This is a genomic window from Stenotrophomonas sp. BR163, assembly GCF_047520985.2.
Lineage (GTDB): Bacteria > Pseudomonadota > Gammaproteobacteria > Xanthomonadales > Xanthomonadaceae > Stenotrophomonas > Stenotrophomonas sepilia.
This window is the reverse complement of the sequence record NZ_JAXBRE020000033.1, coordinates 11,862-38,383: the sequence shown is the minus strand read 5'-3', so window position 1 is coordinate 38,383 and position 26,522 is coordinate 11,862. Positions and strand designations below refer to the sequence as shown.

The following is a 26,522-nucleotide window of genomic DNA, read 5'->3' as shown; positions in this document are numbered from 1 at the left end:
ACTACATCGAGATGTTCTACAACCCGATCCGCCGGCATGGTTCCGCTGGCGGACTGTCACCGGTAGAGTTTGAAAGGCGCTACGCGCAGAGCGGCAACTGAGTGTCTACAGAACTCTGGCCGGTCCACAACGTGTGATCGGGAAAGACCAGATCGAGATCTACCGACAGGCGCGGCATGTCACGCACAAACAGGTTGATCGCCGTACCGCCCTTCAGGGCAAAGGTATCGTCAACAAACACCAGCGGTGCCACCTGCGTCAGCAGGCGCGCGGTATCGAGATAGGTCTGGTTCATGGCTTGAGCACCAGCAGGCCATCGGCCGAGCGGGACACCCAGGGCCGGTCGCTGCCTGTCGGCAGCGTGGACGGGTCGAGCTTGGCCACCCAAGGCAGCGACGCCTCACGGCCGAGTTGCAAGCACAGCCGCACGGTCTTGACGTTCGTGCAACGCTGCAACAGCTCGCGCAGCACATTGGCGCGCAGGCTATAGGCGCTCTCCACCAGTTCGCGGGCTTCCTGTAAGGGCTGGCGCACGCCAACCTCACTCAACAGTTCCAGCAAGGCGCGCTCCGGCGCGGACACCTGCGGCGCCCCGCTGCGCTTCTCGAACGGGCCAACGTGCAACAAGGCGGCCGGCTGCTCGTCGAACAGCCGTTTGCGGTGGTATTCAGCTGGGAATCGTTCCGTGAACCATTCCGGCAAGCGTGCGGCCTTCCAGCCATACAGATGCAGCACCGGCTGCTGCGCTACGTACTGCCGCACACCGTACCAGTCCAGCGCCGACTTGCCGCCGACGTGCAGCCCCTCGAACTGGCGCTGCAACAGCAGCAGGCTGGGATGAAGCGCCGGGGGATCGTTGGGGCGGCAGAACACCCCCCGCGCCAGGCGCGTGAGCCACCCTGCCCGGACGTAGTGAACAGCCAGGTCAGCAGAGATGCCCAACGCCGCCAAGTCCAGCGAGGTCAGCGGCGTTCCCGGTGCCAACCGGGTGTAGAGCACATTTAATCTGCTTGAATTAGTCGTAGCCACACTACGATATATATATCTTTTCCAAGAAAACGTCAATTTGATGTGGAACCACCAATCGTAGGCTGGATACGACAATGGAATCTAATCCACACAATCACCCTTTCGGCATAGCCGTGCGGGAAGAAGGTCGGGTGTCATCTCCCCTGCCCCGCCGGAATCCTCGATCCCCAGCGATAAACGCCTCCAGCATGTGCGGGATCAGCGTCATGGCATCGACCGTCTCGCCATACGCCTGCGCGTGCAGCGTGGCGTAGCGGTCAAGGTCGGCTTTCAAGCTGACCGGGCACGCAAAGGTCAGCTTGATGCTCTCGGTCTTGGGCAGCGGCCCGAGCCGCAGGTTCTTGGTTGTGCTCATTGCATCGCCCCCCGTTGGAAGAACATCGGCTGGTAAGGCCGCAACACCAAATCGCGGTTGACGATGATGCGCACCGGCAGGCCCGGCCGCGTGGTCAGCGTCGGCTGGATATTCATGTTGCGCCGGGTGATCTCTTGGCCGACCTGATTGATGCTGTCCTGCGCGCTGTCGCGCCCGGCAATCACGATGCGGTTGCCGTCCTGCCGGTTCTCCGGCGCGGCCAGTTCGGCGCCCACGCCCAGCAGCGTCGTCAACACCGCGCCCGCAACGATGCGATTCCAGTGCCAGTTCACGTCATCCTCCAGGCCGGCGTAGCCGGCCGGATCGGTGCCCACTAGGTTGTCGAGCGTCAGCGAAGACGTGTCGGGCAAGATGATCCGGTTCCACACTACTTGCACGCGGCTCTGCCCGTAGCTGACCTGGCTGTTGTAGCGCCCAAGGATGCGCGCCCCCTGCGGAATCAGCAGGAACTTGCCCGTGGCTGTGTCAAAGACCGGCTCTGTCACCGTGGCGATCACGTCGCCCGGCAAGTCCGACTTGATGCCTGTCACCAGCGCGCCCGCGATCACGGTTCCAGCCATCACCTGATAGGGCGACGCCGGCAGCGCCAGATTGCCGGAATTGCGGGTTTCCGTAGAACCGGCTTTCAGGAACGCCTCTTTCTGGTCTTGCCGGTTCTGCACGGCGGTCGGGTCGGCGGGCTGGGCCGCCGTCGAGGCAGGCCCGGCAGCGAGAGGATCGAAGGCCGCGAGCGTGCTTGCAGCACCCGGCGCTGCCTGCGCGACCGTGGCGGCGGTCTGACCTTGGCCGCCCGAGCGGAAGAACACCGACGAGGCCGCCGCCGCGTCCGCCTCCTTGCGCAAGGCATCCTCGGGATCATGGCCTGGCGGCGCATAGGCCGGCGTCACCGGCTGCTGCGAAGCGACGATGGCAGGGCCAAGGTCGCCTGGTAACGGCGGCCCTAATTCCGGCACTTTTGGCGGTAGCTTCGAGTAGTCCGAAGGCAGGCCATCCAACCCTTCGGACTTCGACACACGATCGACGTTGTAAAGCTCGGTCTGTTCATTGGCCCCGCGCCGCTGCGGTTGCAATGACCAGATCGTGGCCCCGAGCACGGCGACCGACAGGCCGCCAACGAGGATGGCCAGCACGCGCCGGTTCAGGCGCATGACGGGGCGTGGCTGGGCGCGCAGCGGCACCGCCTCGGGCGCAACCTTGCCCGCCTGCGGCGTGGCGAGGTCGGTAGTGTCGTCTTGGCTCATGGTCAATTCCTCCGCGCAACGCCGTCCGTGCGCTCGATCCGTACCACGTCGCCCTTGTCACCACCCAGGCGCAGTTCGGCCGCGCCGAACAGCCGATCCACGATGTAGTACGGCGAGCGGAAGCGGTAGTTCACCAGTTGCCCATCACCTTGTGGCCCAATGACGAACAGCGGCGGCAGCTCGCCTTGCGCGATACCAGGCGGGAACTGGATATAGACCTTCTCGCCGTCATCGAAAGCGCGCAGTGGCTTCCACGGCGGATTGCTGCCCGAGACGGTGTAGCGGAAACGGATCTTCTCCAGCGACAGCCCGCTATCGACCGGCGCGGCGGCACTGGCCGCCTGCGCCTGGCGCTGCAAGGCCAGCATCTTGTCCTTCGGGTACTCCCAGGACACCGACGCCATCCACGTCTTCTCGGTCGAGGTCAACTCGATCAGGTAGGTGCGTCGGCTGGTCGTGATGACCAGATTGGTCTTCAACCCCGAGCGAATCGGCTTGACCATTACGTTCACGCGCAACGCATCACCGCTGCCGCTCGATGTGTCGCCCACGATCCAACGCAGGGTATCGCCGGCGGCGACCGTCACCAGCTCCTCACCCGGCTGGAGCGCGATTACGGTCACGCGACCCACGGCCGCATAGACCTGATACAGCGCACCATCGGTATAGGGCCACACCTGAATCGCATTGACGTAGCCCTCGCGCGTGGGCGCGATGCGTGCCTCGGCGTTGGCCCGAGACACGCGCACGGTCTCGTCCGCCGGCTCCGGCGCGGGCTTGGCAGCCTCGGACTCGGGCAATGGCTTCAACTGCGCTGGCATCGGCAGCACCTCGGGCACGGCCACCATCTCCACCGGCTTGGGCGGCTCCGGCAGCGGCTGGGCCTGCACGGGCTCATCGAGCGAGATGGTCGGCGGCGGCTTGCCCTGTGTGGCGCAGCCCGCCAGGGCCGCAAGCGCCAGCACGGAAACATAAATACGGAAAGACGATTTCATGGTTTGGCTCCTTCGGAAGAATCCAGTTCACGCGCCCAGGACAGGCCGTTGACGTAGATGCCCAAGGGGTTCTTGCGCAGGCGCTGCTCGGTGCGCGGGGTCTGCTGCACGATGGAAATCACGGCGTTCCAGCGTTCAGTCCCTGCGGCAGCGCCGTTGACGAAGCGCTGCTCCGTCCAGCGCACGTTGAAAGACGTGTCGCTGGCGCGAGTCACGCTGGTGATCTGCACCGTCACCGACTCCTTGCCGATGCGTGCGAACGGGTCGCTCACGCGCGCGTAGTCGTTGAGGACGGCCGCGCCTTTGTCGGTCGTGTAGTCGTAGGCATCGAGCCAGTTCTGGCGGACAACGATGGGGTCGATTGACAACGAGCGCACCAGACCGATGAAGCGGCCCAGGTGGTACGCAGTCTGTGCATCGCTGGGCCGGTACGGCGTGGCGGCTTCGCCGACCGCGCGCACCTGGCCGGCGTTGTCCACCTCCACGACGTAGGGTGTCACGATGGACTGCGCCGAACGCCACACCAGGCCGCCGGCCATCAACAGCGCGAGCGTCAGGCAGCCGAAGGCCATCAGCCGCCAGTTCTTCGCCTGCACGCGCGGCGAGCCGATGCGGTCGTCCCACACCTGGCCGGCAGCTTGGTACGGCGTGGCAGGCTGCGGCGTGTCGGCATAGCGCACCTGCGGTTTCTTGAATCGCATGGTCAGTTCTCCTTATGAATCGCTTCAGTCGTCGGAGCCGCGCAGGCTCGGCCCTTGGCCAGAGCCGCCGCCATCGCCACCGCGCAGCGCGTGGGCGGTGGTGGTCGCGGCATGGGTGATTTGTTGGCGGCGGTGCAGCCGCTTGGCCCAGGCAGGTTGTTCCGGTGCCTGGGCCGCAGTGGCACTTGCCGGGGCGGGGCCACCTGACGCTCCCGCATCCCCATTCCAGCCTGCGCGGAAGGGAGCGGCCATGCGTTGCCCGGCAGCGGAGGCTCGGGACGCAGCGCCTCGCCCAGCTGCCTGCGCACCCGTCTTGACGACGCTGCCCAGTCCCGCCATTGCGCCTTTCGCACCACCTCCTGCGGCGGCGGAGCCGGCCTGGAATGCCGACTTCGTACTGCCAGCCGCCGATGTGGCCGCACGCGCACCAGCGCCGGCCAGCTTGGCGGCTGCCGGTGCCATGCGCGCGCCAGCCGCCACCGCACCACCGACGCCGGTTGCTGCAGCACCGATAACGACGGCCGTGCCGGCTGCACCGACAGCGGCACCCGCCATCGCACCCGCGCCGAGCTGCGGCGCACCGGACACGAGGCCTGTGGCGATGCCAGGGCCGAAGATGCCCAGCGCCAGCAGCGTGAGTGAGGCCAGCATGATGACCAGCGCGTGGTCGATGGACGGCTCGGCGGGATGAACCTGAAACTGAGAGAACAGGCCCGATCCAATGCCCACGATCACGGCCAACACCAGCACCTTGACGCCGGAGGCCACCACGTTGCCCAAGACCTTTTCGGCCAGGAACGAGGTCTTGTTCCAAAGCGCGAACGGCACCAGCACGAAGCCCGCGAGCGTGGTCAGCTTGAACTCAATCAGCGTGATGAAAAGCTGGATCGCCAGCACGAAAAAACACAGCACCACGATCAGCCACGCGAGGAACATCACCACGATGGGGTCAAGGTTCACGAACACTTCGGGGAACCCGGCCATGTCGCCGATCTGCTTCAGGATCGGCGCACCCGCGTCAATGCCCATCTTCGCTAGGCGGCCCGGCTGCAAGAAGTTCTCCATCGTGATGGCCGAACCGGTGGCGGTGATACCCAAACCCGCAAAGGAGCGGAACACGATGCTGGCCAGCCAGTTGAAGTTATTGAGAATGTAGGCGAAGGCACCGACGTAGAGCACCTTGCGCAGCAGCTTGGCGATCACGTCCTCGCCCTGGCCAGTGGCGTGGCTCATGGCCCAATACAGTCCGGCGATCGTCATGTCGATGACGATCAGCGTGGCCGTGAGGAACGCCACTTCGCCCCGCAGCAGCCCGAAACCCGAGTCGATGTAGGTGGCGAAGGTGTTGAGGAACTGGTCGATGATGGTCACGTCATTCATGGCGTGCCCTCTGGTTCATCGAAGCTGGGCGGGATCGGCGGCAGGTCCGCCAGCGTCCGGTATTCGTCCGGCCCGGACTGGCCGGCGAAGAAGCGCCGCCGGAATACCTCAGCTGCGGCGCGGCAAGCGTCCTCGCCCGTGGTCGGCATAACCTGTTGTGGATGGGCCGCGCATTGCGCGCGCAATGCCTTGAGCCGCACGGGATCGGCGGACAAGGCATCCGCAAGGTTGTCGGTCGGCTGCTCGCCGCACGCAGCCAGCAGCACGACAAGCATCACAACAGACGGGGCGAGGACACATCGCATGGCGACCTCCCGTCAGTCGCGGTAGAAGTTGATGGACTGCGGTGTGTACGGCGTGCCTTCACCGAGGAAGCGTCGTCGCACCTCGCGGGCACGCTCCGTGGCCGCCGCTTGTCGCGCCAGCTCCAGCGAGGCGGCCCGGTCTTGCGTGATCTGGAGCCGCTGTGACTGGATCGACTGCTTGGCCTGCAAGGCCAGCAACTGGTTCATGGCCTGCATGGCTTGCAGCGCACCCTCGGCCGACTGGCTCTTGCCCACCAAGTCGGCCAGCACGCTTTCGTCATCGCTCAGGTTCTGCGACGCCTGGGCCTGCATCTGCATGGTGGTTTGCAGGCCGTTGAGCGTGTTCTTCCAACGCTCCTGCGCATCGAGGTACATCTGATTGCCGCTCACCGTGGCGGCGTATTTCTCGGGGTACAGGCGTGCGAACTCCCGGTCGATGCTCGTCACGTCGTAGGCCAAGCCCTTGGCCTGCGCGATGAGGCGCTGGGTGGTCGCCAGGTTGGCGCGCAACTGGCCCACCACGCTGGACGGCAGGCTGGCCAGGTTGCGCGCCTGGTTGATGAGCATCTGCGCTTCGTTCTGGAGCTGGCGGATCTGGTTGTTGATCTGCTCCAGCGTGCGAACGGCCGTGAGCGTGTTCTGAATCAGATTGGTCGGGTCGAGCACGATGTCGCCGACGCCGAACAAGGCATGGGCGGGCTGCGCGATACCGAAGGCGAGCACGCAGGCAGCGGTCAGCGCGGCGAGTTTCGAGGCATGGGTTTTCATGGCAGGTTCTCCTGGGGGTGGTCAGCGGTACGGAGGGAACCCGGCGCAAGGCCGGGGAACGAGGGCAGCAGGTCAGCCGCCCAATTGAGGCCGCGATGGCGCAGCCACGCGCCCGCGAAGCTGGGCGTGCCAGCGTCGGCGAGCACCGCGTCCATGTCGCGCTGGTCCTGCGGCGTGGACGCGCCCGCAAACGCCAGCGCCGCCAGCCCCAGGTCGAGGTCGAACAGGCGGTTGCCGAGCCGGGATTGGTAGTAGTAGTCGCGCTTGGGCTGCGCGGTGGCGACGATATCGATCTGCCGCCTGTTGAGGCCGAAGCCTTCGTAGATCGTGCGAATCTGCGGCTCGGTCGCCTGCGGGTTCGGCAGGAAGATGCGGCTGGCGCAGCTTTCGATGATCGCGGGCGCGATGCTCGAATCCTTGATGTCCGCCAACGACTGCGTGGCGAAGATCACCGAGACGTTCTTCTTGCGCAGCGTCTTGAGCCACTGGCGGATGCGTGCCGCAAACACCGGGTCATCGAGAAACAGCCACGCTTCATCGAGGATCAGCAGCGTAGGCGCACCATCAAAGCGTTCGTCGAAGCGCGCAAAGAGGTAATGCAGCACGGCCATGACGGCGGCCTTGCTGTGCATCAGTTCTTCCATCTCGAAGCATTGCACGTCGGCCATGCCCAGCCGGTCATGGTCGGCATCCAGCAGCTTGCCGTGCGCGCCACCCAGCACATACGGCGCGAGCGCCTGTCGCAGTGCATTCGATTGCAGCAGCACCGACAGGCCTGTCATCGTGCGCTGCTCCACCGGCGCACCGGCCAGGCTTCCCAGCGCCGACCAGATAGCCGTTTTCTCGTCGGGGCCGACGGTCACGCCTTCGTGCAGCAAGCGGCCTTCGATCCATTCGGCGGCCCAAGTGCGGTAGCCCTCGCGGTCGATGCGGGCGAGCGGCTGGAAGGCGATTTCGCCATCCGTGCCCAGGTCGTAGTGCTCGCCGCCCAGCCCGAGGATGGTGGCCCGCATCGAGCGGCCCATATCGAACGCGAAGATGCGCGAGCCGGGATAGCGGCGGAACTGCATCGCCAGCGTGGCGAGCAGCACCGACTTGCCCATGCCCGTGGGACCAGCCACCAGCGTGTGGCCCACGTCGCCAATGTGCGTCACCAGCCGGAACGGAGTGGCGCCATCGGTGCGCGTGACGATCAGCGGCGGGCCGTCGAGGTGGTCGTTCTTCTCCGGCCCGGCCCACACGGCAGACACCGGCATCATGTGCGCCAGGTTCAGCGTCGAGACGATGGGCTGGCGGACATTCGCATAGGCGTTGCCGGGGATAGACGACAACCACGCATCCACGGCGTTGAGCGTTTCGGGGATGGTGACGAAGCCGCGTCCCTGGATGACCCGCTCCACCATGCGCAGCTTCTCGTCGGCTGCGCCGGCGTCCTCGTCCATGACGGTGACGGTCGCCGTCAGGTAGCCGAAGGCGACTTGATCGCTGCCCAACTCCTGCAAGGCCGCGTCCGCGTCGGCAGCCTTGTTGTTGGCGTCGGTATCGACCAGCGGTGATTCCTGCTGGAAGATCGTTTCGCGCAGCAGCGCGATGACGTTCTTTCTTTTCGCAAACCACTGACGGCGCAGGCGCCCCAGCTCCCGTTCCGCCTCGGATTTGTCCAGGCACAGAAAGCGCGTACTCCAGCGGTATGCAAATCCCAGGCGGTTGAGGTCGTCCAGAATTCCCGGCCAGGTCGAGGTCGGGAAGCCGCGCACCGATGCCACGCGCAGGTGCTGGTCGCCCAGCATGGGCGCCAGGCCACCAACCAGTGCAGAATCGGTCAGCAGCGCGTCGATATGGAACGGCACTTCGGGTACCGCCAGCGAATAGCGCCGCGTCGAGACGGTCGAATGGAGGTAGGTCAGCGTCTGGCTGTCATCGAGCCAGGTGATTTCCGGCATCACGCCATCGAGCAGGTCGAAGACGCGATCCGTCTCCGCGCTGAAGGCTTGCAGCCGCTCGCGCCAGTCCACGCCATTCGTCGGCGTGTTCTCGTAGAGCATCTTGGCTGCGCGGGCGCGCGACTCCTCCGGCGGCAGATACACCAGCGTCAGGTGATAACCGCTCTCGAAGTGGTGGCCCGATTCCTCAAAGGCGGCCCGGCGCTCTTCCTCCACCATCCACGAAAGCGGCTCGGGGAACTCCGAGCGCGGGTAATCGGCGGCGGGACGGCGCTCGGCTTCGATGAAAAGTGCCCAGCCCGATCCCATGCGGCGCAGCGCGTTGTTCAACCGCGCCGACGTGGCGACCAGCTCGCCTTGTGTCGCGCTGTCCAGATCAGGCCCGCGAAAGCGTGCCGTGCGCTGGAATGAGCCATCCTTGTTCAGCACGACGCCCGGCGCGACCAGTCCGGCCCACGGAAGCCAGTCGGCGAGCAGCGCGGGCCGCTGGCGGTATTCGACGAGGTTCAGCATGGCATCACCTCACACGTCCAGCAGCGATCGGTGCTTGATGTGCCGCGCGAACACGGCCATGAACTGCGGATCGACGCGCGCGCCCCACACCGCCAGCGAATGGCCAACGATCCAGAGCACCACGCCGGGAATCCACAGTTGCAGGCCCAGCCCGACAGCAGCGGCCAGCGTGCCGTTGGCGATCGCCACGGTGCGCGGCGCGCCGCCCAGCAGAAGCGGCTCGGTCAGCGAGCGATGCAGCGGCACCTCGAAGCCGTCTGCGAAGGTGTCTGGGGCGCTCATACGACAGCCCCGCCAGAGAAGCTGAAGAAACTCAGGAAGAAGCTCGAAGCCGCGAACGCGATGGACAGGCCGAACACGATCTGGATCAGCTTGCGGAAGCCGCCCGACGTGTCGCCGAAGGCAAGCGCGAGGCCGGTGGCGATGATGATGATGACCGCAACGATGCGCGCCACCGGCCCTTGAATCGACTCCAGGATCGACTGCAAGGGGCCTTCCCACGGCATCGAGGAACCGGCGGCCTGTGCGGTTCCAGCCAGGAGCAGCAGCAGCGCGGCCAGCAGCAGCCCTTGCCCCGCAGGGCGAGCAAGGCTGCGCAGTCGCGCAAGGCGCAAAGCCGGATTCGGAAAAAAACGGAAAGCAGGAACGATCATCTGCGTCATGGCAGTTCTCCAAGTGAGTCAGGGGATGGGGAGGTCGCCGCAGCGGGTGCGGCATCGGAAAGTGGCGACAGCTCGGAAAGCGGCGTTTTCAGCGCGTCCGCCCCCCAATCCACCAGCCGGTAGCCCATACCGTCAAAGCCGACGACACGGGCGATGCTCTCGATGCGGCGCTTGCGCCCGCGTCCGGCGATATGGATCACCACGTTGACCGCCTCGGCGATCAACGCACGGGGCGGGTTCACCGCCACTTCGAGGATCAGTTGCTCCAGGCGCAGCAGTGCCCCGAGCGCGGAGCCCGCGTGGATCGTGGCGATACCACCGGGGTGGCCCGTGCCCCACACCTTGATGAGATCCAGCGCCTCGGGGCCACGCACCTCGCCAACGACGACACGATCCGGGCGCAGGCGCATTGACGAACGCACCAGCTCGGTCATCGACACGACGCCATGCCGCGTGCGTAGCGGAACGTGGTCGCGCGCCGCGCATTGCAGCTCCACCGTGTCTTCGAGCACCAGCACACGGTCGCCGGTGGCGGCGACCTCGGCGAGCAAAGCATTGGCGAGCGTGGTCTTGCCGCTGCTGGTGGCGCCGGCGATCAGCACGTTCTGCCGCTCGCGCACGGCGCGAACGAGAAAGCCCGCCTGTGCGCTGGTCATCATCCCGTCGATGACGTACCGCTCCAGCGGGATCACGCCGATGGCGCGCTTGCGCAGCGCGAAGGCCGGCCCCGGCGCGGCCGGTGGCAGGATGCCCTCGAAGCGTTCGCCCGTTTCGGGCAGCTCGGCGGACAGTAGCGGCTGGCCGCGATGGACTTCCGCGCCGACGTGGGCGGCCACCAGGCGGATGATTCGCTCACCGTCCGCCTCGGACATCTCCACGCCCATAGGCGCTCGGCCCGACGACAGGCGATCCACCCAAAGGGTGTGATCCGGGTTGAGCATGACCTCCACCACGTCCGGGTCTTCGAGCGCAGCGGCGATCAACGGCCCCATCGCCGTGCGCAGCATCTGGATGCGCCGGTCGAGCGAGGCCGCTGCGGACGAGCGCGGTTCGGGCGGGAATTGCGGAACGACACTCATGACGCACGCTCCTGTGCTTGCGCAGCCGCCGCCGCGTCCTCCATCCGCATTGGGTCTGGATGCAGTTCCTCCACCACGTCGCGCACCAGGCTGCGCCCACGCAGCAGGTGGCGGCCCAACTGCTCCACGAATTGCTCGAAGCGCGCCTTGCCTTGGGCGCGCGCGGCCTCTTGGTGCGCTTCGGGAACTGGCGTGCTGACGGTCAGGTAGTAGCGAATGAACAGCGCCAGCGTTTCGATGGCGATGTTCTGGTCGCGCTCCATGCGCTCGGCCTGGCGCGAGAGGCGATCCAGCCGCTTGGCAATGGCCGCCTCGCGCTGGTCGGCGGCATCGGGCGACAGCCACGATGCGAGCGCCGCCGCGACGATGGACGACTTGGACACGCCTTTCTTGGCGGCCAGCTCGTCCAGGCGCTTGGCGTGCTCCGACTGGATAAAGAGATTCAGGCGGTATTGGCTCATAGCTCGATTCCGTCGTTTGGGTTCAGCGATGCCAGCCGGGCCGTGCGCTGCATGGCAGGGTCAAGCTGGCGAGGAAGGGGAAGTGGCAGGTCGTCGTCATCGAGCAGTGCGAGGTCGGCTGCGGACGCGGCCAGCTCAGGGTCGTAGGCGACGGTTTCGGAGAGTTCGGGCTGACGGCGCGGGCCGCCGTCGTCGGCGCTGCCCATGTCATCAATGGGAACGGTGACCGGTGCGACTGGCACGGCAGGAATCGCCAGCGCGCTCCAATCGTCCGGGCGCAGCGGGGGCACGTCGGAGTACTGCCCGTCCGCCAGCGCAGGCGGCGGCAGCACGCGGCGGCTGAAATTGGTGTCCGCGTAGTAGCGCAGCTTCTTGGCCTTGATCGGCGGACTGCTGCCCACCATCACCACGGCCTCGTCGGGCGGAAGCTGCATGACCTCGCCTGGCGTCAGCAGCGGGCGCGCGGTTTCCTGACGCGACACCATGAGGTGGCCCAGCCACGGCGCGAGCCGGTGGCCCGCGTAGTTGCGCTGGGCGCGCAGCTCGGTGGCCGTGCCCAGCGTCTCGGAGATCCGTTTGGCGGTGCGCTCGTCGTTCGTGGCGAACGTCACGCGCACATGGCAGTTGTCGAGGATCGAATGGTTCTGGCCGTAGGCTTTGTCGATCTGGTTGAGCGACTGCGCGATGAGGAAACTGCGGATGCCGTAGCCCGCCATGAAGGCCAAGGCGGTCTCGAAGAAGTCCAGGCGCCCCAGCGCCGGAAACTCGTCGAGCATCAGCAGCAGCTTGTGGCGGCGTTCGATGCCGTCGGACCCATCGAGCGATTCGGTCAGCCGCCGGCCGATCTGGTTGAGGATCAGACGGATTAGCGGCTTCGTCCGCGAAATGTCCGAAGGCGGCACCACCAGATACAGCGACACCGGATGCTTGGCCGCGATCAGGTCGGCAATGCGCCAGTCGCAGCGAGACGTGACTTCGGCCACCGTGGGGTCGCGGTACAGGCCGAGGAAGCTCATGGCCGTGGACAGCACGCCGGAACGCTCGTTGTCCGACTTGTTGAGCACCTCGCGCGCAGCCGAAGCGACAACCGGATGCGGCATACCTCCTTGATCCAGGCCCAGGTGCGGCGTGGTCATCATCCGATGCAAGGTCAGCTCGAACGGGCTGGCCGGGTCGGAGAGGAAGTTCGCAACGCCGCGTAGCGTCTTGTCCTCGCCCGCGTAGAGCACATGCAGAATGGCCCCGACCAGCAGCGCGTGGCTGGTCTTTTCCCAATGGTTGCGCTTCTCCAGCGCGCCTTCGGGATCGACCAGGATGTCCGCGATGTTCTGCACGTCGCGCACTTCATGCGCGCCGTGCCGCACCTCCAACAGCGGGTTGTAGGCGGCCGACCTCGCGTCGGTCGGGTTGAACAGCAGGCAATGCGAGAAGCGCGAGCGCCAGCCTGCGGTGATTTGCCAGTTCTCGCCTTTGATGTCGTGGATGACGGCGGATGCGGGCCAGGAAAGCAGCGTCGGCACTACGAGGCCAACGCCTTTGCCGCTTCGCGTGGGCGCGAAGGTCAGGACGTGTTCCGGCCCTTCATGTCGCAGGTACTGGCGGTCGTGCTGGCCGAGGAACACGCCGGCCGGCTGCGTGAGGCCCGCCCTACGAATGTCCTGCGCGTTCGCCCAGCGGGCCGAGCCGTAGGTGGTGACGAGCCGCGCTTGGCGCGAGCGCCAGACCGACATGGCAATGGCAACGCACACGGCGACCATGCCACTGGCGCCGGCAATCGCGCCGCCAGTGTCGAACACCTCCGGTGCATACGCGCCGAAGAAGAACCACCACTCAAACAGCTTCCAAGGGTGGTAGATAGACGTGCCAAGAAAGTCGAACCAGGGCGAGCCAAGGCGTAGCTGATAGCCAAGGGCCGCTGCTGTCCATTGTGTGGCGCCCCACACGCCGGCGATCACGATGCCGAACACTACGGCGATCTGACCGAACAGCACGTTCGTCCCTTGCATGACCTGGCCTCCGATTTCTCCTGCGCTGATTCCTCATGGGAAAAGCGGCACAAGGGCGTGCCGCAGGCGTCAGGATCGGTGCCGGGTCAGTGCCGGTCAAAGACCGTTTCGGGCAGAAAGGTCGAGCAAAAAGACAGAATGCGCGCGATGGCGAACCAAAGAAAAGCGCCGCAAGTGCAGGCGCATTGCAGCGTGTCGAGCAGAAAGATAAAGTCGATGCGACGAACCGCCAACAATCAGAACTTGGGGGATTCCTTCGGTGGTGTGTATGGGGTTTCGCCGTCGCCATAGAACCGCTTGCGCGTGGCCTCGGCTACCCGATTGCACAGCACGTCGCCCAGCTTGGGGCGATCTGTCTTGCATTGCTGGCGCAGTTCCTTGAGCCGGTCGGGGTTGGCCGCCAGTTCTTCCACCGTCGGGATATTCGCTTCCGATGTGTTGGCCTTCTGAGGCGTTTCGGACTGGCCGCAGGCAGTCAGCGCGGCTGCAAGCAAGAATGGGATGATCCTTTTCATGGCGCAGGTTCCTCCAGGGAATCGGAGTAATGGCCCGGCTTGGGCCTTGGGGCTTCCGGTGACTCGATGGCCTGCACGCGCTCAATGAACCGTGCAAGCACATCGAACGGCTGACCTTCAGCGTGCAGCAGGTAGGTCGTCAGCGGCGGCACGCGCAAAGCCAGCGGTCGGGCCACCACGCCCGAGTCGGGGTTGGCCGCAATGCGCGCTGCGCCCGTAAATCCAAGCCCGAGGCCGGCCGATACCAACGCCATCATCAGATCGCACGTAGCGACCCGTTCTGCGACCAACGGCTCCATGTCGGCCCGGCGCAGCACCCGATCGACGAATTTGGCATGGCCTTCGCACACTTTCGGATCACATAGAACCAGCGGATAGCGCAGCAGTTCCTCCAAAGGGATGCGCTTGAATGCAAGCAGCGGATGCCGGGCTGGCACCGTCACTATGAGCGCGTCCCTCCAGACTGGTATGGCGACGATGCCGTCGCCCACTTCGTCGGATTGGGCAAACCCTACGTCGTACAGATCGTCATGCAACCCTTTGATCTGCTGCGACAGCGGCACCTCGAAGAAGCGGATTTCGACCTCGGGTTCTTCTAGGCGACACAACGCCAGCAAGGTCGGCAAGCGCGACGGCGTGATGCCATCCGACAAGGCCACGCGCAACTGCCCATGAAAACCGTTTGCTGCCGCTTTCACGCTTTCACGCGCTTGTTCCAAGGCAGCGAACACACGGCGCACATGCTCCAAGAACAATGTTCCGGCACGGGTCAGCCGTGTACTGCGCGTGGTACGGGCAAACAGCAACACGCCTAGTTCTTCTTCCAGCTCCTTGATGGCGCGCGACAGTGGCGACTGCTCCATATGCAGCCGCTCGGCTGCACGGGCAAAGTGCAGTTCTTCTGCAACAGCGAGGAAACAGCGTAGATGTCGGAGCTCCATTGTTTTACCTCTTGCCAACGCTTCCTGCCCGATCTTCACGCATGCCTTATGACCGGCAGCAATCTTGAAAAATTCGCATGAGATGCGTAATTATCACCCAAACATGAAAATTTTGTACAATCCTGCCATTGTTTGACCTCCAAGGCACCCACGATGCCCACCGACAACAACGAAGGCGAAATCCTCACCATCAGGCAGGTAGCCGACTACCTGAAGGTCACGGAACGGACGATCTACAGGTTGGCCGGGGCCAAGAAAATCCCAGCCTTCAAAGTTGGAGGGACGTGGCGGTTTTCGCGCGCAGACATTGACAACTGGATCAAGCAGCAGTCCTTGGAAGGACTCGACGCTGCGCGCGAGGGTGTCCACACGGCCAATGGCCAAACCAACGATGGAGTGCGTAAGTAATGCTTGGATTGACTCTTCGGGATGAGTTTCGGGGCAAGCGCCTCAAAGGGACGGCCATTGAGCTTTCCAACGACTCGAACACGGGTGCCACCCAGATCGCCGCACAGGCATTCTTGGAGATCACCTATCCCACCCACGATCTGCTGAAGGGCATCGAAGCCGTAGGCCCCAACCAAGGGCGGCCAGTGGTCGTGATCGGCGAGCGCGGCCTGGGTAAGTCGCACTTGATGGCAGCGCTCTACCACGCGGTCAACGATGCCGCATCGACGGGCGCATGGCTCAACTCCTGGTCAAGCACGTTGGGTGATCCCGGCATCGGCAAGATAGCACTGCGCGATGGCATGTTGGTCATTGGCGAGAGCCTGCACCGGCAACGCTACAAGTTCCTGTGGGACTTGCTGTTCGAACGCCACCCTCGCGGCGAATTCATCAAGGGCAAGTGGGAAGGCATGGGAGCGGCCAAGACCGACATCCCCTCAGACAAGCTCATCATCGAGCTGCTTGAGCATCGGCCCGCGATGCTCCTCCTCGACGAATTCCAGACTTGGTACGACGGCCTGACCAATACCAAGCAGTACCCCTGGAAGCAATGGGCGTTCAACTTCATCCAGATCCTGTCGGAGATCGCCAAAGAGCGCCCCGACCTACTCGTGTTGGTGATCTCCGTGCGCAATGGCGGAAGCGATGCTTACCAGCAGGTGCACCGCGTCAACCCGGTGGCCATCGACTTCAAGGCGGGAGGCAATGCCGAGCGTATCCAGCAGGATCGACGGCGGATGCTGTTGCATCGCCTGTTCGACAACCGTCTGCAGATTGCAGACGGCACCATCGAATCGCTGGTTGCGCAACACGTCTCCGAATACTTCCGCCTGCTGGATGTGCCGCCCGCCGAGCAGGATCGCAAGCGCCGTGAATTCACTGAGTCCTGGCCTTACGCACCGCACTTGCTGCGCCTGCTTGAGGAACAGGTGCTGATAGCCACGGATGCGCAAGAAACGCGCGACATGATTCGCATCCTGGCCAACCTCTACAAGAGCCGGGGCGAAGCGGTGCCTGTGCTCACTGCCGCTGATTTCCGGCTGGATGACGATGCCTCGGGCATTGGAGCGCTGCTGGATTCAGTGTCCAACGAACACCACCGCACCCTGCGCGAAAAAGCGCAGCACAACATCATTTCGGTGACCGAGGCGGTGTACGACCACGCCAACCTTGCCCCACACCTGCAAGAAATCCTGAGCGCGCTGTGGCTCCGCTCCATCGCCGTCGGCAATCTTGCCGGGGCCGATCCTGCCACGTTGCAGGTGGACATCACCCGCAGCAAGCCGGTAGATGGCAATGCCTTTCAGGTCGAACTGGCGACCATTGTCGAAAACAGCTTCAACATTCACCAGGATGGTCCACGGTTGGTCTTCCGCGAGGAAGAAAACCCCCGCGCCAAGCTGATGGCCTGCGCGCGCAACGACAAGCTGTTCACCGATGGTTCCGATCAGGTGCAGCTTGCCAAGCAGGTGCGCTACGTCATCGGAGGCAGCGATGAGGTCGCTAAAACCTTCCGCGTGATTGCCCTGCCAAAATCGTGGCAGAACGATCCGTGGACATCGCTCGACGAAGCCGAGCAGCCGGAGCGCTGGGATGACCGGCTGCCCATTCTGGTGCTGCCAGATGAGCCGGAAAAAATGGACCAGACACTGGGCCGCTGGCTCAAGGACCACCTGCAAAAGCGCCGCAACACCATTCGCTTCTTGTTGCCCCGTGCCGGCTCCACCAACGCCTTCCAGGACCGTGACCTCCTCATCCTTGCCCGCGCCGAAATGAAGGCTCAGGAATGGAGTGGGCAGAACCCCGAATACAAGAAACTTCATAAGGAATTTGAAGGCACGCTGCGCGAGAACCTGAAGAAGCGCTTCGATCGGTTTGCCATCCTGCACCGCTATGACCACCAGAACCCGCAGCAATCCCTGTTCAGTGTCGAGCACCTGAAAAAGCAAGGTGCTCAAATCCCCGAGGGCATCGAAGAAACCCTGACCAACGACCTCTTTGTTCCCGAAGATTTCGAAGACCTCGTTCTTGAAGCCGCCTCGGAGAACGCCCCCCTCGGCAAGCTGCTGCGTGAACTGCAAGAGCCTCGCCCTGCGGGTCAGGATTGCATCCCCTGGCTGGGGGAAACCGCGATGAAGGAACGCATCCTGCGCTTGTGTGCGCGCGGCAAGATCGCCATCAACCTGCGCAATCTGGAGCACCTTCAAACCCACGCGGGCGAGGACGAGGAAACTGCATGGCGGCGCTTGCGCCCCAAGCTCTCCTACACCGGGCGTCAGCTTGATGAAGTGTTCCTGATGGAACCCTCGGCGGTGCCCGCGACCGGAGGCACCACGCCACCCGCGCCGCAGCCGCCTGCAGGCGGCAACGGTGGATCGGGCGGCGATACTTTTGGTGGCGGCACCACCACTCCGCCCGTCTCCCCTTCCGGTGGCGACAACACTCCCGGCGGTGGCACATTGCCGAATGGCGGCGACATCTTTGGTGGCGGCACAAGTACCACCGCCAAATCGCGCACCCCGCTCTCTAACCCGCCAACCTCACCGCTCAACCTGATCGGCAAGCTCGAAGGCTGGGGCATTGGCCCGGCCACGCCTGTGGCAGAAGTCTCGATCAAGGTGTCTGCTGGTCAGAACACGCAGATTACGGGCGCGCAGCTCAAGGAACTGCTCAAGAAGCTGCCTGATGGCATGACTTTTGAGCTGAGTCTTGAGAAGGAGGACAACTGATGGCGTTGGATGCTCAAATCTTGCAGCGCCTGACCCAGGACAGTCCCAAAGAAGCGTGGCGCATCATTACCGATCGGGTGCTGGAGATTGCCTCGAAACCGCTGGCCGAAGGCAATGCCCCCAGCGAGGTGGTCAAGCGAGACCGCGAAATTGCCGAGCTCGATTTGTTCCTGGCCTCCAGCGGCTGGGATCTGTGGCGGGTCTTTGGCCAACCCGAAATCTGTGGTGTTGAACGTACCTCAGACCGGCTTGCGCGTTGGTGGAGCGAACCCGGCTATGGCCACAGCGTCGCGCGCGCCGTGCTGATTCTGGATGCCCTCTCGCTGCGCGAACTGCCCTGGCTGCTGCAAGGAGCCAAAGATCGTGGATTCACCCTGCACACAGTGGGCGCCACAGCATCCGAACTGCCCAGTGAAACCAACCCGTTCGCCCGCGCATTGGGGCTGACCAGCCGCAGCCAGCTACAAGCCAACGGCGGCGGTTTGGCCCACAAGCTGCAACCGGCGCAGACCGAAACCATCGACCTGCCGTGGAAGGACTGCGAGGGTTTGGTGGACAACGCATCGGGCGCGAAGAACTGGGTGTTCTGGCATCACTGGCCAGACGTCAAGCTGCACGACTACGGCGCGGGCCAAGGTCTGGAGCTGCTGACCAGAGATGCCGCGCAGCAACTTTCCAGTGACGACTTTTGGAGCTTTATTGAGCGCCTCGCCACTGGGCGGCGCTTGGTCATCACATCCGATCACGGCTACGCCGCCACGGGCTACTTCCCCGATGCCGATGGTGAGGTTGCCTCGCACCTCAAGCAGACTTTTTCAAGCGGTCGCAGCAAGGCAGGCAATGGCGACGCAGGCCCCTTCGTTCCTCCCGTCGCCTTGCAAATCGACAGCCCGCATGGCGCACACCTGCTGGCGCTGGGGCGCAGAAAGTGGCGCAGCCAAGGCGGCTACCCGACTTTGACGCATGGTGGTCTCTCGCTGCTGGAAGTGCTGTCACCTTGGCTTGAGATAAGTAGATGAACGGGTTGGAACATTTTTTTCGGAGCATGGGCTAATGGCACAAGCTGATTTATTGGTTGATTTGGTCAAAACCGCGACCAGTGGGGATCAGCTTGCCTTCCGCAAGGCCGCAGAAGGATTGATCCAAGAAGAAAAACAGAAGGGACACCGTTTGCTCGCGGAGCGACTGACCAAGGCATTGCAACCCAATGTCACTCAAGCTGCCCGCTCCCCGGTCACCAAGATGAGCGGCAGCGCCCCACAAAAAGATCTGTTTTATGAAACCACACCAGAGCGCAATCTGGATAGCTTAATGCTGCCTGAAAAGATCAGGGTGCAGATAAGAGAGCTTGTGGAAGAGCAACATCGTGCAGAGCTACTTCATGCACACAACCTTCGTGCCAGAAACAGCATTCTGCTCGCAGGCCCCCCCGGAAATGGCAAAACAACGCTGGCCGAAGCGCTGGCGTTCGAGCTGATGTATCCCCTCATCGTCGTCCGATACGAAACTTTGGTGGGAAGCTATCTTGGTGAAACTTCCAGCCGATTGAAAAGCGTGCTGGACTACGCTAGGACACAGCGCTGCGTCCTATTCTTTGACGAATTCGAGACACTGGGCAAAGAGCGCGGCGACACCCATGAAACGGGAGAGATCAAGCGCGTCGTCAGTACCTTGCTGATGCAGTTGGATGAAATGCCAGACTATGTAGTGGTGGTCGCTGCCAGCAATCACCCTGAACTTTTGGACAAAGCCGTCTGGCGGCGCTTTCAATTGCGCATTGAGTTGCTAACACCTACCCGAGCACAACTGACGCAATACATCGCCTCGATTGGCCAGCGGTGTGACGTGAATTTTGGATATGAGCCGGCAACCTTGGCGAAGCACCTGTTGGGGTTGAATTTCGCAGAAACCGAAGAGTTTTGCCTTAGCGTAGTTCGCCGCGCCGTTCTCGACATGAAGACGGAAAATGCCCAGCAAGTGACCAAGCTGAAGCTGGAGCAATGGAAAGGCCGTTTGAAACCAACCACCGGCAAAGGCGCGGCGACTGTCAAGGAAGCAGCCAAAGAGGGAGGAGATAGCTGATGGCAACCTCTCTTCCTCTTCTCGTATTCCCACAAGCGAGAACCATCGCACCACCCGCAGGTAACGGATTTCCGTCAAGTCAGCCCCATGTTCCAGGACATGGAAAACAGGTGGCTCGACTAGGCACGCAACTGACCACACTCCAACAGGAATTTGATCGCTATAAAGCCAGCGTTAGCGGCTCCGTGGCTGGATTCGAGCCTGAAACCGTTCTGGTGATTGAAATAGCAGGCAGCGTCAATGAGTTCCGACAGGCCGTCGAAGCCATTGGACTGGAGTGGCTGGGGGAATGGGATGTTGATGACATTCCCCCCGACGAGGATTTTTTTGAAGTCAACACCAAAGGGGAGCGTGCGAACAAGGCGGTCAAGGGGCGGATGTTCCTGTCTCTCAGCAATGAGGCAGGGATGCGGCAACTCCTGTCGCTATGGGAGCAATGGAAGAACAATCAGGCGTTGCCGATGGGGAAAACCAAGTGGCGCGATGTGTTCAATCAAACTGTTCAAATCCGCCGCTGGGGCATTGAAGAAACTCTGCGCGAGACAGGCATGCTGGGGCGCTGGAGAGATGCCCTCGACCCCAACAACTCGGAGGAATCGATCCACTGTCAGATCGAGCTGTTCTATCGCAAGTCAGAAGACAGGCGCAGACAAAGCGAGCGCAATATTGCCGCATTGCTGGAAGCGGCTGGTGGCCGAGCATTGAGCAGCTTCATCGACATGCCAGAGATCGCCTTTCATGCGGTCAAGGCAGAATTGCCCGTAGAACGTATCCGGCAGCTTTTATACGATCTGGATTCCGAGGCGCACGATACCGACATTCAGCTCTTCAAGTTTCATGGTGTCATGTATTTCCGTCCCACCGGGCAAAGTCTCGCCGTAACGGAAGATGGCGAAGGCGTTGACACTGAAATTGCCGAGGGAATAGTTGAGCTGCCACCTGTTGCAGCCATTCTCGATGGCGTGCCCAACATCCAGCACCAAGCGCTGAAGGGGCGCCTATTGCTGGACGATCCGGATAATCTTTCTTCGCAGTATCAACCAGGAGAAAGAAAACACGGTACGTCAATGGCTTCTTTAGTTGTGCATGGTGAGCTGGTGGATGGCGAATCTGACCCATTGCCACGTCTGGTGTATGTGCTTCCCATCATGCAGCCAGATCCTCATTCCATGAACCGAAGCGAGCATGTGCCCGATGAGGTTTTTTTCGAGGATCGCATTGCGCGCGCAGTCAGGCGAATGTTTGAGGGCGAAGGCGCAGTGCCAGCGCAAGCACCCGGTGTTTGCGTCATCAATCTCTCCATTGGAGACCCGGCACGCCCCTTTATCCACACGCCCAGCCCTTGGGCTAGGCTGCTGGATTGGTTGTCATGGAAGTACCGTGTGCTTTTCTGCGTCAGTGCAGGGAACTATCCGGACGCCATCGACATTGCTTTATCGGGGCCGGACTATCTGGCATTGACCGACTCCCAAAGGGTCGATCATGTGCTGAAGTGCATTCAGGCCCAACTGTCCGTGCGGCGAATTCTATCCCCGGCAGAATCCATCAATGCCATCACGGTGGGAGCGACACACGCCGACGGCGTTGACAATTACTATCCGGGGCAACGTACAGATCTTCTGCCCAACACGGTGCTGTTTAGCCCTGCTGCTCGGCTGGGGCATGGGTTTCGTCGTTCCATCAAACCGGAAGTATTATTTCCAGGTGGCCGACAACTGTATCGCACTCCAATGCTGGACAGCCAGACGGTCTATCACATGGATAGCAGCATTGCCGCGCCAGGGCAGAAAGTAGCATCGGACAGCAACCAAGCCGGTGCTTTGTCTCAGACCATTCATACGCGCGGCACCAGCAATGCTACAGCGCTTGCCACCCGCAGTGCCGCACGTATTTATGAAGTGCTGGATGCACTGCGCGCGGAAAACGAAGAGAACATTCCGCCAGGGCTGATTTCCGTTCTCATCAAGGCGCTATTGGTGCATGGAGCCAAACAAGATGGCGATGCCAGCAAGGCAATCACTGCGGCACTGAAAACATCCGATAACTCACGCCAGTTCAAAGAGCTGTTGGCACGTTACCTTGGCTATGGCGAGGTTCAAATCGAACGAGTACTGGCATGTACCGAGCAGCGCGGTACGGTGCTGGGCTGTGGCGAGATTCGTGAGAATGAAATTCACGAATATCGGTTCCCCCTGCCCCCAGACCTTTCCGGCAGTCAGGCGTGGCGCCGGTTGGTAGTGACGTTGGCATGGTTCAGTCCAATCAACCCAGACCACCGAAACTTCCGTGAAGCCAAGCTGGAACTATCCCCCGTTGGCGGCTGGAGTGGTGTACCCCTCAAGCTGGCGCGCCAAGATGCAGATCACAACCAAGTGTTGCGTGGAACCGTGCAGCACGAGGTGGTGGAAGGCTCTAAACAGATCGCTGCATACCAAGATGGTGACAGCATTCTGCTGCACGTTGCCTGCAAGAAAGATGCGACGGCCCATCTTGACGATGCCATTCCTTACGGCCTCGCTGTGACCCTGGAGGTTGGCGAGGGCATTCAAATTCCAATTTATCAGCAACTTCGCACCCGACTGCAGCCGCAAGTCGCTGTCGGCGCAGTTGGAGGACAGCCTTGATGGCCACCAAAAAAGAACTACTCGCACAGCAAGTCGCCAAAGCCGTCGGTGCGGGAAAACCTGTCGCGCTGGAAACCGTCGATTTCAACGATCCCAACCGTCCCAAGACGTGCCTGGAGGTTGATTTCCCCATCCTGCCCGTCAATCAGGTAGCGATCATCGAAGGCAACGCGGGCAAGCCGATTTACCAGATGTCCAAGTGGTGGGCGCGGCGCCGTTCCAGCGTGTTCCGCTCGATGTTGATCGCGGCGGCCACCAAGGCCCCGGAAGACAAATCGCACGCGGCCAAGCTGGTGTGGGACAACTACTACGCCAACCACCAGAAGAAAGGCGCGTTCAAACACCTGAAGGTGGCCGACATCTTCATGGGCGGCGGCACCACGCTGGTGGAAGGCTCGCGTCTGGGCATGCAGATGGTCGGCAACGACCTCAATCCGGTTGCGTGGTTTGTGGTCAAGCAAGAGCTGGCCAATGTCGATCTGGAGCAAGTGAAGAAGCTGCTCGCCGACATCGAGGCCGAGGTCAAGCCGCAGATCATGCCGTACTACTACTGCGACGGCCCGGAGGGTGAGAAAGGCACGTGGACGCACTTGCCGTCGAACAAGGCGATGCCTGCCGATTTCGACCCGTTCGCCATCCCGCAGGGCGAGCGCAAGGACTACCGCTACGAAGGCCCGGAGGTCATATACACCTTCTGGGCCAAACACGGCCCGTGTCAGGTGACGGGCTGCGGCCACCGCACGCCGATCATGAGCAGCCCGGTGATGGCGGTGAAGACCATCAGCGTGAAGCACTGGGAACACACATGCAGTAAATGCAGCGGCGAATTCCACGTTGAAGAGGAAGCCGCACGGATGGCGCCGGATGCGCCGCTGTATGTCGCGCCGGATGAACACCCGTTCTCCGTGCTCGACAAAAGGCGCGGCGTGATCTGCCCGCACTGTGGGCACGCCGCGCTGGTGAATCTGGGCAAGGGCAAGAACAAGAAGGTGGAACTGAGCCTGCTGGTGCATCCGCAATGGCTGGCGGGTGAAGCGAAGCAGGACGCGAATAGCCAGCCCTATGGCGGCTCAGCGCAGGACGACGTGGCTGCTACAACGCGCTGGGACCGTGCGCGGGCATCCAAGATTCGCCTATTGGAGGTGCGTGGCACGCTGCCGGAGGAAGTGACCGACCCTGAGACGGGCGTCACTTTTGCCCCGGATATCGGCACGGTGCCGAAAAAATCCCACTACGCCTGCGCGGCGTGCGGCACGGTGCAAGACGTACTGACCACCATCAAAGCCACGGGAAAGACCGGGCCGATGGCTGCTTACGCTGTGCAGGGCTATGCGCCCAAGCGCGATGCGGCGGGCAAACCCTACAGTGGCCGCTTCTTCGCGGCCTACAGCGAAGCGCACGCGCGGCAGTACGACTCCGCGTTCGCCGAATGGGATGCGCGTAAAGATACCGACCTCAAGAACTACTGGCCGCGCTCTGAGCTTCCCTACGGCTTCATGACCCACCACCTGCAAGGCGGCGTGCCGAACCACGGCTTCACGCATTGGTGGACGATGTTCAACCCGCGCCAGTTGCTGGTACATGCGCAACTGCTCAAGGCGATTGTCGAAGTTGGGAGTTACGACTGGAAGACGCGCGAGTACGTGCTCGGCGCTTTCCAGAATTTCTTGCGCAATCAAAACTCGCTCGCGTTCTGGCACATGAAACTCGACAAGCTGGCTCCTGCCATGTCGAACAGCAATTTCCATCCCAAGAACAATGTGGTTGAAGTAGGCGTGTTTCCGCCAATGGGCTATGGCCCGTGGTCGTCCACCTATGAAGTTCTATTCAAAGGTGGGGAATGGGCGCAAACGCCGTGGGAGGCAGTCAGTGCGGAGTACCTAAATCGGCATGCACCGACCATCGCTGGCGAGGTGACAGGTAAAAGCGAAAAGGTTTACCCCGGCGACCCGTTGCTAGGCGCAACCACGCATCAGGGCTCGTCCACCGATCTGGCGCAGCTTGAAAGCGGCAGCCTCGATCTGGTCATCACCGATCCACCCTTCGGTGGCCTGCTGCACTACTCGGAGCTGGCCGACTTTTTCTACGTCTGGCTTCGTCTCGCGCTCAAGGGCAAGTACCCGCAGATTTTCGGCGCGGAATACACACCCAAATCGCTGGAGGCGGTGGCCAACCGTGCTCGCGAGCCGGAAGATCCGGATGGTTTTTACCAGCGCCTGCTCACCCAGTGCTGGCGCGAGGCGCATCGCCTCTTGAAGCCCAGCGGCATTTTGGCCTTCACCTTCCACCACAGCGAGGACGAACCGTGGGTGGCGGTGCTGGAGTCGTTGTTCGATGCCGGGTACTACCTCGAAGCGACCTACCCCATCCGCTCCGACGAAACCAAGGGCGAAGGCGAATTCGGCTCCAAGACCATCGAGTACGACATCATCCACGTCTGCCGCAAGCGCACGGAAGAACCCAAGCCGGTGAGCTGGGGCCGCATGCGCCGCGAGGTGATGGCCGACGTGCGCCAGTTGCAAGCCATGCTGGAAAACCACGCCAAGGAAGGCTTGCCCGCCGCCGACATCCAGGTGATCCGGCGCGGCAAGGCACTGGAATACTTCTCGCGCCACTACGGCAAGGTGTATGTGGACGAAGGCCGCACCATCTCCGTGCGTGATGCGCTGGTGGGCATTAACCAGCTCATCGACGAAGACGCCGACAAGGGCAAGGAGCCGCCGCCGGTCAACGCCGAACCGATGACACGCCAGTTTCTGCGCACCTTCGGCACGGCCACCGAGATGAAGCGCGACCAGTTGCAGAAGTTCCTGCGCGGCACCATCACCACACCGGATGACTTTGAGCAGCGTGGCTGGTGCAGCGAGGTGAAAAAGGTCTTCACCCGCACCGCGCCGCTGGATTTCGCCCGCGACTGGCAAGGCAAGCACAAGCGCAAGCTCACCTCCGATCTGGATCAGGCACTGGTGCTGATCGGTGCCTGCGTGGACGGCAGCGGCATCAATGCCTCGGACACGCTGACGAACGAAAACTTCAAGCCGCACATCGCGCTCAAACCGCTGCTGGAATGGCTGCAGAAGAACGGCTCGGATCAAACCACCCGCAACGCAGCCTCGCGCGCGGTGTCGATCTTTTCAGCCTGGCAAGCCAGCCAGGCACCCAAGCCGCTGCAGGTTTCGTTGTTCGATGACGATGGGGAGTATGCGCAATGAGGCAGGTGCTCGATACGGTATGGCAACGGCGCGGCACCAGTTGGCTGTGGGACGAGGAAGCACGCAACACGGTGTGCGCGGCTGGCGAGGTGTGGAGCCTGCGGCAGTTTTTGCAGGCGGCAGCCCCCGGTGCGCAGGGCTGGCCGGATGACCTGCCCAGCAACGGCGGGCAGACGTTGGTGGTGGCCGGGCTGGAGGGCAGCCTTGATTTGCTGGCTCCCGATCAGGCCGAAATCTGGCTGGGCGACACGATCAAACGTGCCATCCTGTCATTTCAGGATGAATACGCAGGCGAAGCAGCCTTGATCTTCTGGCTGCCGCAGGGCCAGGGCCGTTTGCGCGTGCAGGCTTCCACCGACGCAGTGACCTGGCTGTGCGAAGCGCCGCATCGGGGGCAACTACTCGACTTTGGGCGCCTTCTGTGGGGTGAGGCCAACGAGTACCCGCAGGAAATTTTGCTGCGCGAAGGCGCGAAAGCGGCCGGCCTGTTTCACCTGCGGATTACTTGAGGCC

At 62.7% G+C, this 26,522-nt stretch carries 24 protein-coding genes; 7 read left to right on the top strand and 17 right to left on the bottom strand.

Annotated features, from left to right (window positions below; all coding sequences use genetic code 11):
* Positions 1 to 79: 79 nt before the first annotated feature.
* The 17 genes from ACM0PY_RS18835 to ACM0PY_RS18755 form a co-directional block, all read right to left on the bottom strand.
* A complete protein-coding gene (locus ACM0PY_RS18835; RefSeq protein ID WP_495493285.1) occupies positions 80 to 295 on the bottom strand; it encodes a nucleotidyl transferase AbiEii/AbiGii toxin family protein in 216 nt (71 codons plus the stop codon).
* A complete protein-coding gene (locus ACM0PY_RS18830; RefSeq protein ID WP_099605280.1) occupies positions 292 to 1,029 on the bottom strand; it encodes a type IV toxin-antitoxin system AbiEi family antitoxin in 738 nt (245 codons plus the stop codon). Before ACM0PY_RS18830 ends, ACM0PY_RS18835 begins: the two co-directional genes overlap by 4 nt.
* Before the next feature lie 94 nt (positions 1,030 to 1,123).
* A complete protein-coding gene (locus ACM0PY_RS18825) occupies positions 1,124 to 1,384 on the bottom strand; it encodes a DUF2274 domain-containing protein (RefSeq protein ID WP_099605281.1) in 261 nt (86 codons plus the stop codon).
* The gene (locus tag ACM0PY_RS18820) at positions 1,381 to 2,646 is read right to left on the bottom strand and encodes a TraB/TrbI/VirB10 family type IV secretion system protein (protein WP_099605282.1); all 1,266 of its coding nucleotides are present in this window, start codon (positions 2,644 to 2,646) and stop codon (positions 1,381 to 1,383) included. The genes ACM0PY_RS18825 and ACM0PY_RS18820 overlap by 4 nt, the downstream gene beginning before the upstream one ends.
* Before the next feature lie 2 nt (positions 2,647 to 2,648).
* Positions 2,649 to 3,641, bottom strand: coding sequence for a P-type conjugative transfer protein TrbG (gene trbG / locus ACM0PY_RS18815; protein WP_414609411.1), 993 nt, complete (start codon positions 3,639 to 3,641; stop codon positions 2,649 to 2,651).
* Entirely contained in the window at positions 3,638 to 4,342 is a 705-nt protein-coding gene (gene trbF / locus ACM0PY_RS18810; protein ID WP_099605284.1) for a conjugal transfer protein TrbF, read from the bottom strand. The genes trbG and trbF overlap by 4 nt, the downstream gene beginning before the upstream one ends.
* A 24-nt stretch (positions 4,343 to 4,366) precedes the next feature.
* Positions 4,367 to 5,722, bottom strand: a complete 1,356-nt coding sequence (gene trbL, locus ACM0PY_RS18805; RefSeq protein ID WP_099605285.1) for a P-type conjugative transfer protein TrbL — start codon at positions 5,720 to 5,722, stop codon at positions 4,367 to 4,369.
* Positions 5,719 to 6,027, bottom strand: a complete 309-nt coding sequence (locus ACM0PY_RS18800; RefSeq protein ID WP_150359735.1) for an EexN family lipoprotein — start codon at positions 6,025 to 6,027, stop codon at positions 5,719 to 5,721. The genes trbL and ACM0PY_RS18800 overlap by 4 nt, the downstream gene beginning before the upstream one ends.
* A gap of 12 nt (positions 6,028 to 6,039) precedes the next feature.
* Entirely contained in the window at positions 6,040 to 6,795 is a 756-nt protein-coding gene (gene trbJ, locus ACM0PY_RS18795; RefSeq protein ID WP_099605287.1) for a P-type conjugative transfer protein TrbJ, read from the bottom strand.
* Positions 6,792 to 9,251 (bottom strand): conjugal transfer protein TrbE, encoded by a 2,460-nt coding sequence (gene trbE, locus ACM0PY_RS18790; protein WP_099605288.1) that lies wholly within the window; start codon positions 9,249 to 9,251, stop codon positions 6,792 to 6,794. The genes trbJ and trbE overlap by 4 nt, the downstream gene beginning before the upstream one ends.
* A gap of 9 nt (positions 9,252 to 9,260) precedes the next feature.
* A complete protein-coding gene (locus ACM0PY_RS18785; protein ID WP_150359734.1) occupies positions 9,261 to 9,533 on the bottom strand; it encodes a VirB3 family type IV secretion system protein in 273 nt (90 codons plus the stop codon).
* A complete protein-coding gene (locus ACM0PY_RS18780) occupies positions 9,530 to 9,913 on the bottom strand; it encodes a TrbC/VirB2 family type IV secretion system protein (RefSeq protein WP_099605290.1) in 384 nt (127 codons plus the stop codon). The genes ACM0PY_RS18785 and ACM0PY_RS18780 overlap by 4 nt, the downstream gene beginning before the upstream one ends.
* Positions 9,910 to 10,920, bottom strand: a complete 1,011-nt coding sequence (gene trbB, locus ACM0PY_RS18775) for a P-type conjugative transfer ATPase TrbB (RefSeq protein WP_425519159.1) — start codon at positions 10,918 to 10,920, stop codon at positions 9,910 to 9,912. Before trbB ends, ACM0PY_RS18780 begins: the two co-directional genes overlap by 4 nt.
* 68 nt (positions 10,921 to 10,988) lie before the next feature.
* Positions 10,989 to 11,453 (bottom strand): ribbon-helix-helix protein, CopG family, encoded by a 465-nt coding sequence (locus ACM0PY_RS18770; RefSeq protein ID WP_099605292.1) that lies wholly within the window; start codon positions 11,451 to 11,453, stop codon positions 10,989 to 10,991.
* Positions 11,450 to 13,459 (bottom strand): conjugal transfer protein TraG, encoded by a 2,010-nt coding sequence (locus ACM0PY_RS18765; RefSeq protein ID WP_099605293.1) that lies wholly within the window; start codon positions 13,457 to 13,459, stop codon positions 11,450 to 11,452. The genes ACM0PY_RS18770 and ACM0PY_RS18765 overlap by 4 nt, the downstream gene beginning before the upstream one ends.
* A gap of 236 nt (positions 13,460 to 13,695) precedes the next feature.
* Entirely contained in the window at positions 13,696 to 13,974 is a 279-nt protein-coding gene (locus ACM0PY_RS18760) for an EexN family lipoprotein (RefSeq protein ID WP_099605294.1), read from the bottom strand.
* Positions 13,971 to 14,915 (bottom strand): LysR family transcriptional regulator, encoded by a 945-nt coding sequence (locus ACM0PY_RS18755; RefSeq protein ID WP_150360007.1) that lies wholly within the window; start codon positions 14,913 to 14,915, stop codon positions 13,971 to 13,973. The genes ACM0PY_RS18760 and ACM0PY_RS18755 overlap by 4 nt, the downstream gene beginning before the upstream one ends.
* A 153-nt stretch (positions 14,916 to 15,068) precedes the next feature.
* Between ACM0PY_RS18755 and ACM0PY_RS18750 the strand changes: the two genes are divergently transcribed.
* The 7 genes from ACM0PY_RS18750 to ACM0PY_RS18720 are packed head-to-tail and all read left to right on the top strand — an operon-like array spanning position 15,069 to position 26,518.
* Positions 15,069 to 15,323: a helix-turn-helix domain-containing protein gene (locus ACM0PY_RS18750; protein ID WP_099605296.1), complete on the top strand. Its 255-nt coding sequence runs from the start codon at positions 15,069 to 15,071 to the stop codon at positions 15,321 to 15,323.
* Entirely contained in the window at positions 15,323 to 18,091 is a 2,769-nt protein-coding gene (locus ACM0PY_RS18745; protein WP_279735282.1) for a DUF499 family protein, read from the top strand. Before ACM0PY_RS18750 ends, ACM0PY_RS18745 begins: the two co-directional genes overlap by 1 nt.
* The gene (locus ACM0PY_RS18740; RefSeq protein WP_150359732.1) at positions 18,091 to 19,110 is read left to right on the top strand and encodes a hypothetical protein; all 1,020 of its coding nucleotides are present in this window, start codon (positions 18,091 to 18,093) and stop codon (positions 19,108 to 19,110) included. Before ACM0PY_RS18745 ends, ACM0PY_RS18740 begins: the two co-directional genes overlap by 1 nt.
* A gap of 34 nt (positions 19,111 to 19,144) precedes the next feature.
* Positions 19,145 to 20,173 (top strand): AAA family ATPase, encoded by a 1,029-nt coding sequence (locus ACM0PY_RS18735; RefSeq protein WP_099605299.1) that lies wholly within the window; start codon positions 19,145 to 19,147, stop codon positions 20,171 to 20,173.
* A complete protein-coding gene (locus ACM0PY_RS18730; RefSeq protein WP_414609410.1) occupies positions 20,173 to 22,797 on the top strand; it encodes a S8 family peptidase in 2,625 nt (874 codons plus the stop codon). Before ACM0PY_RS18735 ends, ACM0PY_RS18730 begins: the two co-directional genes overlap by 1 nt.
* Positions 22,797 to 26,009 (top strand): DUF1156 domain-containing protein, encoded by a 3,213-nt coding sequence (locus ACM0PY_RS18725; RefSeq protein WP_150359730.1) that lies wholly within the window; start codon positions 22,797 to 22,799, stop codon positions 26,007 to 26,009. The genes ACM0PY_RS18730 and ACM0PY_RS18725 overlap by 1 nt, the downstream gene beginning before the upstream one ends.
* The gene (locus ACM0PY_RS18720; RefSeq protein ID WP_150359729.1) at positions 26,006 to 26,518 is read left to right on the top strand and encodes a hypothetical protein; all 513 of its coding nucleotides are present in this window, start codon (positions 26,006 to 26,008) and stop codon (positions 26,516 to 26,518) included. Before ACM0PY_RS18725 ends, ACM0PY_RS18720 begins: the two co-directional genes overlap by 4 nt.
* Positions 26,519 to 26,522: the final 4 nt, after the last annotated feature.

Coding starts and splice junctions, on each gene's coding strand:
- trbG (WP_414609411.1), bottom strand. CDS start 3,641: ATGAAATCGTCTTTCCGTATTTATGTTTCCGTGCTGGCGCTTGCGGCC.
- ACM0PY_RS18755 (WP_150360007.1), bottom strand. CDS start 14,915: ATGGAGCTCCGACATCTACGCTGTTTCCTCGCTGTTGCAGAAGAACTG.
- ACM0PY_RS18800 (WP_150359735.1), bottom strand. CDS start 6,027: ATGCGATGTGTCCTCGCCCCGTCTGTTGTGATGCTTGTCGTGCTGCTG.
- ACM0PY_RS18750 (WP_099605296.1), top strand. CDS start 15,069: ATGCCCACCGACAACAACGAAGGCGAAATCCTCACCATCAGGCAGGTA.
- trbL (WP_099605285.1), bottom strand. CDS start 5,722: ATGAATGACGTGACCATCATCGACCAGTTCCTCAACACCTTCGCCACC.
- ACM0PY_RS18725 (WP_150359730.1), top strand. CDS start 22,797: ATGGCCACCAAAAAAGAACTACTCGCACAGCAAGTCGCCAAAGCCGTC.
- trbF (WP_099605284.1), bottom strand. CDS start 4,342: ATGCGATTCAAGAAACCGCAGGTGCGCTATGCCGACACGCCGCAGCCT.
- trbJ (WP_099605287.1), bottom strand. CDS start 6,795: ATGAAAACCCATGCCTCGAAACTCGCCGCGCTGACCGCTGCCTGCGTG.
- ACM0PY_RS18835 (WP_495493285.1), bottom strand. CDS start 295: ATGAACCAGACCTATCTCGATACCGCGCGCCTGCTGACGCAGGTGGCA.
- ACM0PY_RS18765 (WP_099605293.1), bottom strand. CDS start 13,459: ATGCAAGGGACGAACGTGCTGTTCGGTCAGATCGCCGTAGTGTTCGGC.
- ACM0PY_RS18720 (WP_150359729.1), top strand. CDS start 26,006: ATGAGGCAGGTGCTCGATACGGTATGGCAACGGCGCGGCACCAGTTGG.
- ACM0PY_RS18780 (WP_099605290.1), bottom strand. CDS start 9,913: ATGACGCAGATGATCGTTCCTGCTTTCCGTTTTTTTCCGAATCCGGCT.
- ACM0PY_RS18820 (WP_099605282.1), bottom strand. CDS start 2,646: ATGAGCCAAGACGACACTACCGACCTCGCCACGCCGCAGGCGGGCAAG.
- ACM0PY_RS18730 (WP_414609410.1), top strand. CDS start 20,173: ATGGCAACCTCTCTTCCTCTTCTCGTATTCCCACAAGCGAGAACCATC.
- ACM0PY_RS18770 (WP_099605292.1), bottom strand. CDS start 11,453: ATGAGCCAATACCGCCTGAATCTCTTTATCCAGTCGGAGCACGCCAAG.
- ACM0PY_RS18825 (WP_099605281.1), bottom strand. CDS start 1,384: ATGAGCACAACCAAGAACCTGCGGCTCGGGCCGCTGCCCAAGACCGAG.
- trbB (WP_425519159.1), bottom strand. CDS start 10,920: ATGCTGCGCACGGCGATGGGGCCGTTGATCGCCGCTGCGCTCGAAGAC.
- ACM0PY_RS18740 (WP_150359732.1), top strand. CDS start 18,091: ATGGCGTTGGATGCTCAAATCTTGCAGCGCCTGACCCAGGACAGTCCC.
- ACM0PY_RS18735 (WP_099605299.1), top strand. CDS start 19,145: ATGGCACAAGCTGATTTATTGGTTGATTTGGTCAAAACCGCGACCAGT.
- ACM0PY_RS18760 (WP_099605294.1), bottom strand. CDS start 13,974: ATGAAAAGGATCATCCCATTCTTGCTTGCAGCCGCGCTGACTGCCTGC.
- ACM0PY_RS18785 (WP_150359734.1), bottom strand. CDS start 9,533: ATGAGCGCCCCAGACACCTTCGCAGACGGCTTCGAGGTGCCGCTGCAT.
- ACM0PY_RS18745 (WP_279735282.1), top strand. CDS start 15,323: ATGCTTGGATTGACTCTTCGGGATGAGTTTCGGGGCAAGCGCCTCAAA.
- trbE (WP_099605288.1), bottom strand. CDS start 9,251: ATGCTGAACCTCGTCGAATACCGCCAGCGGCCCGCGCTGCTCGCCGAC.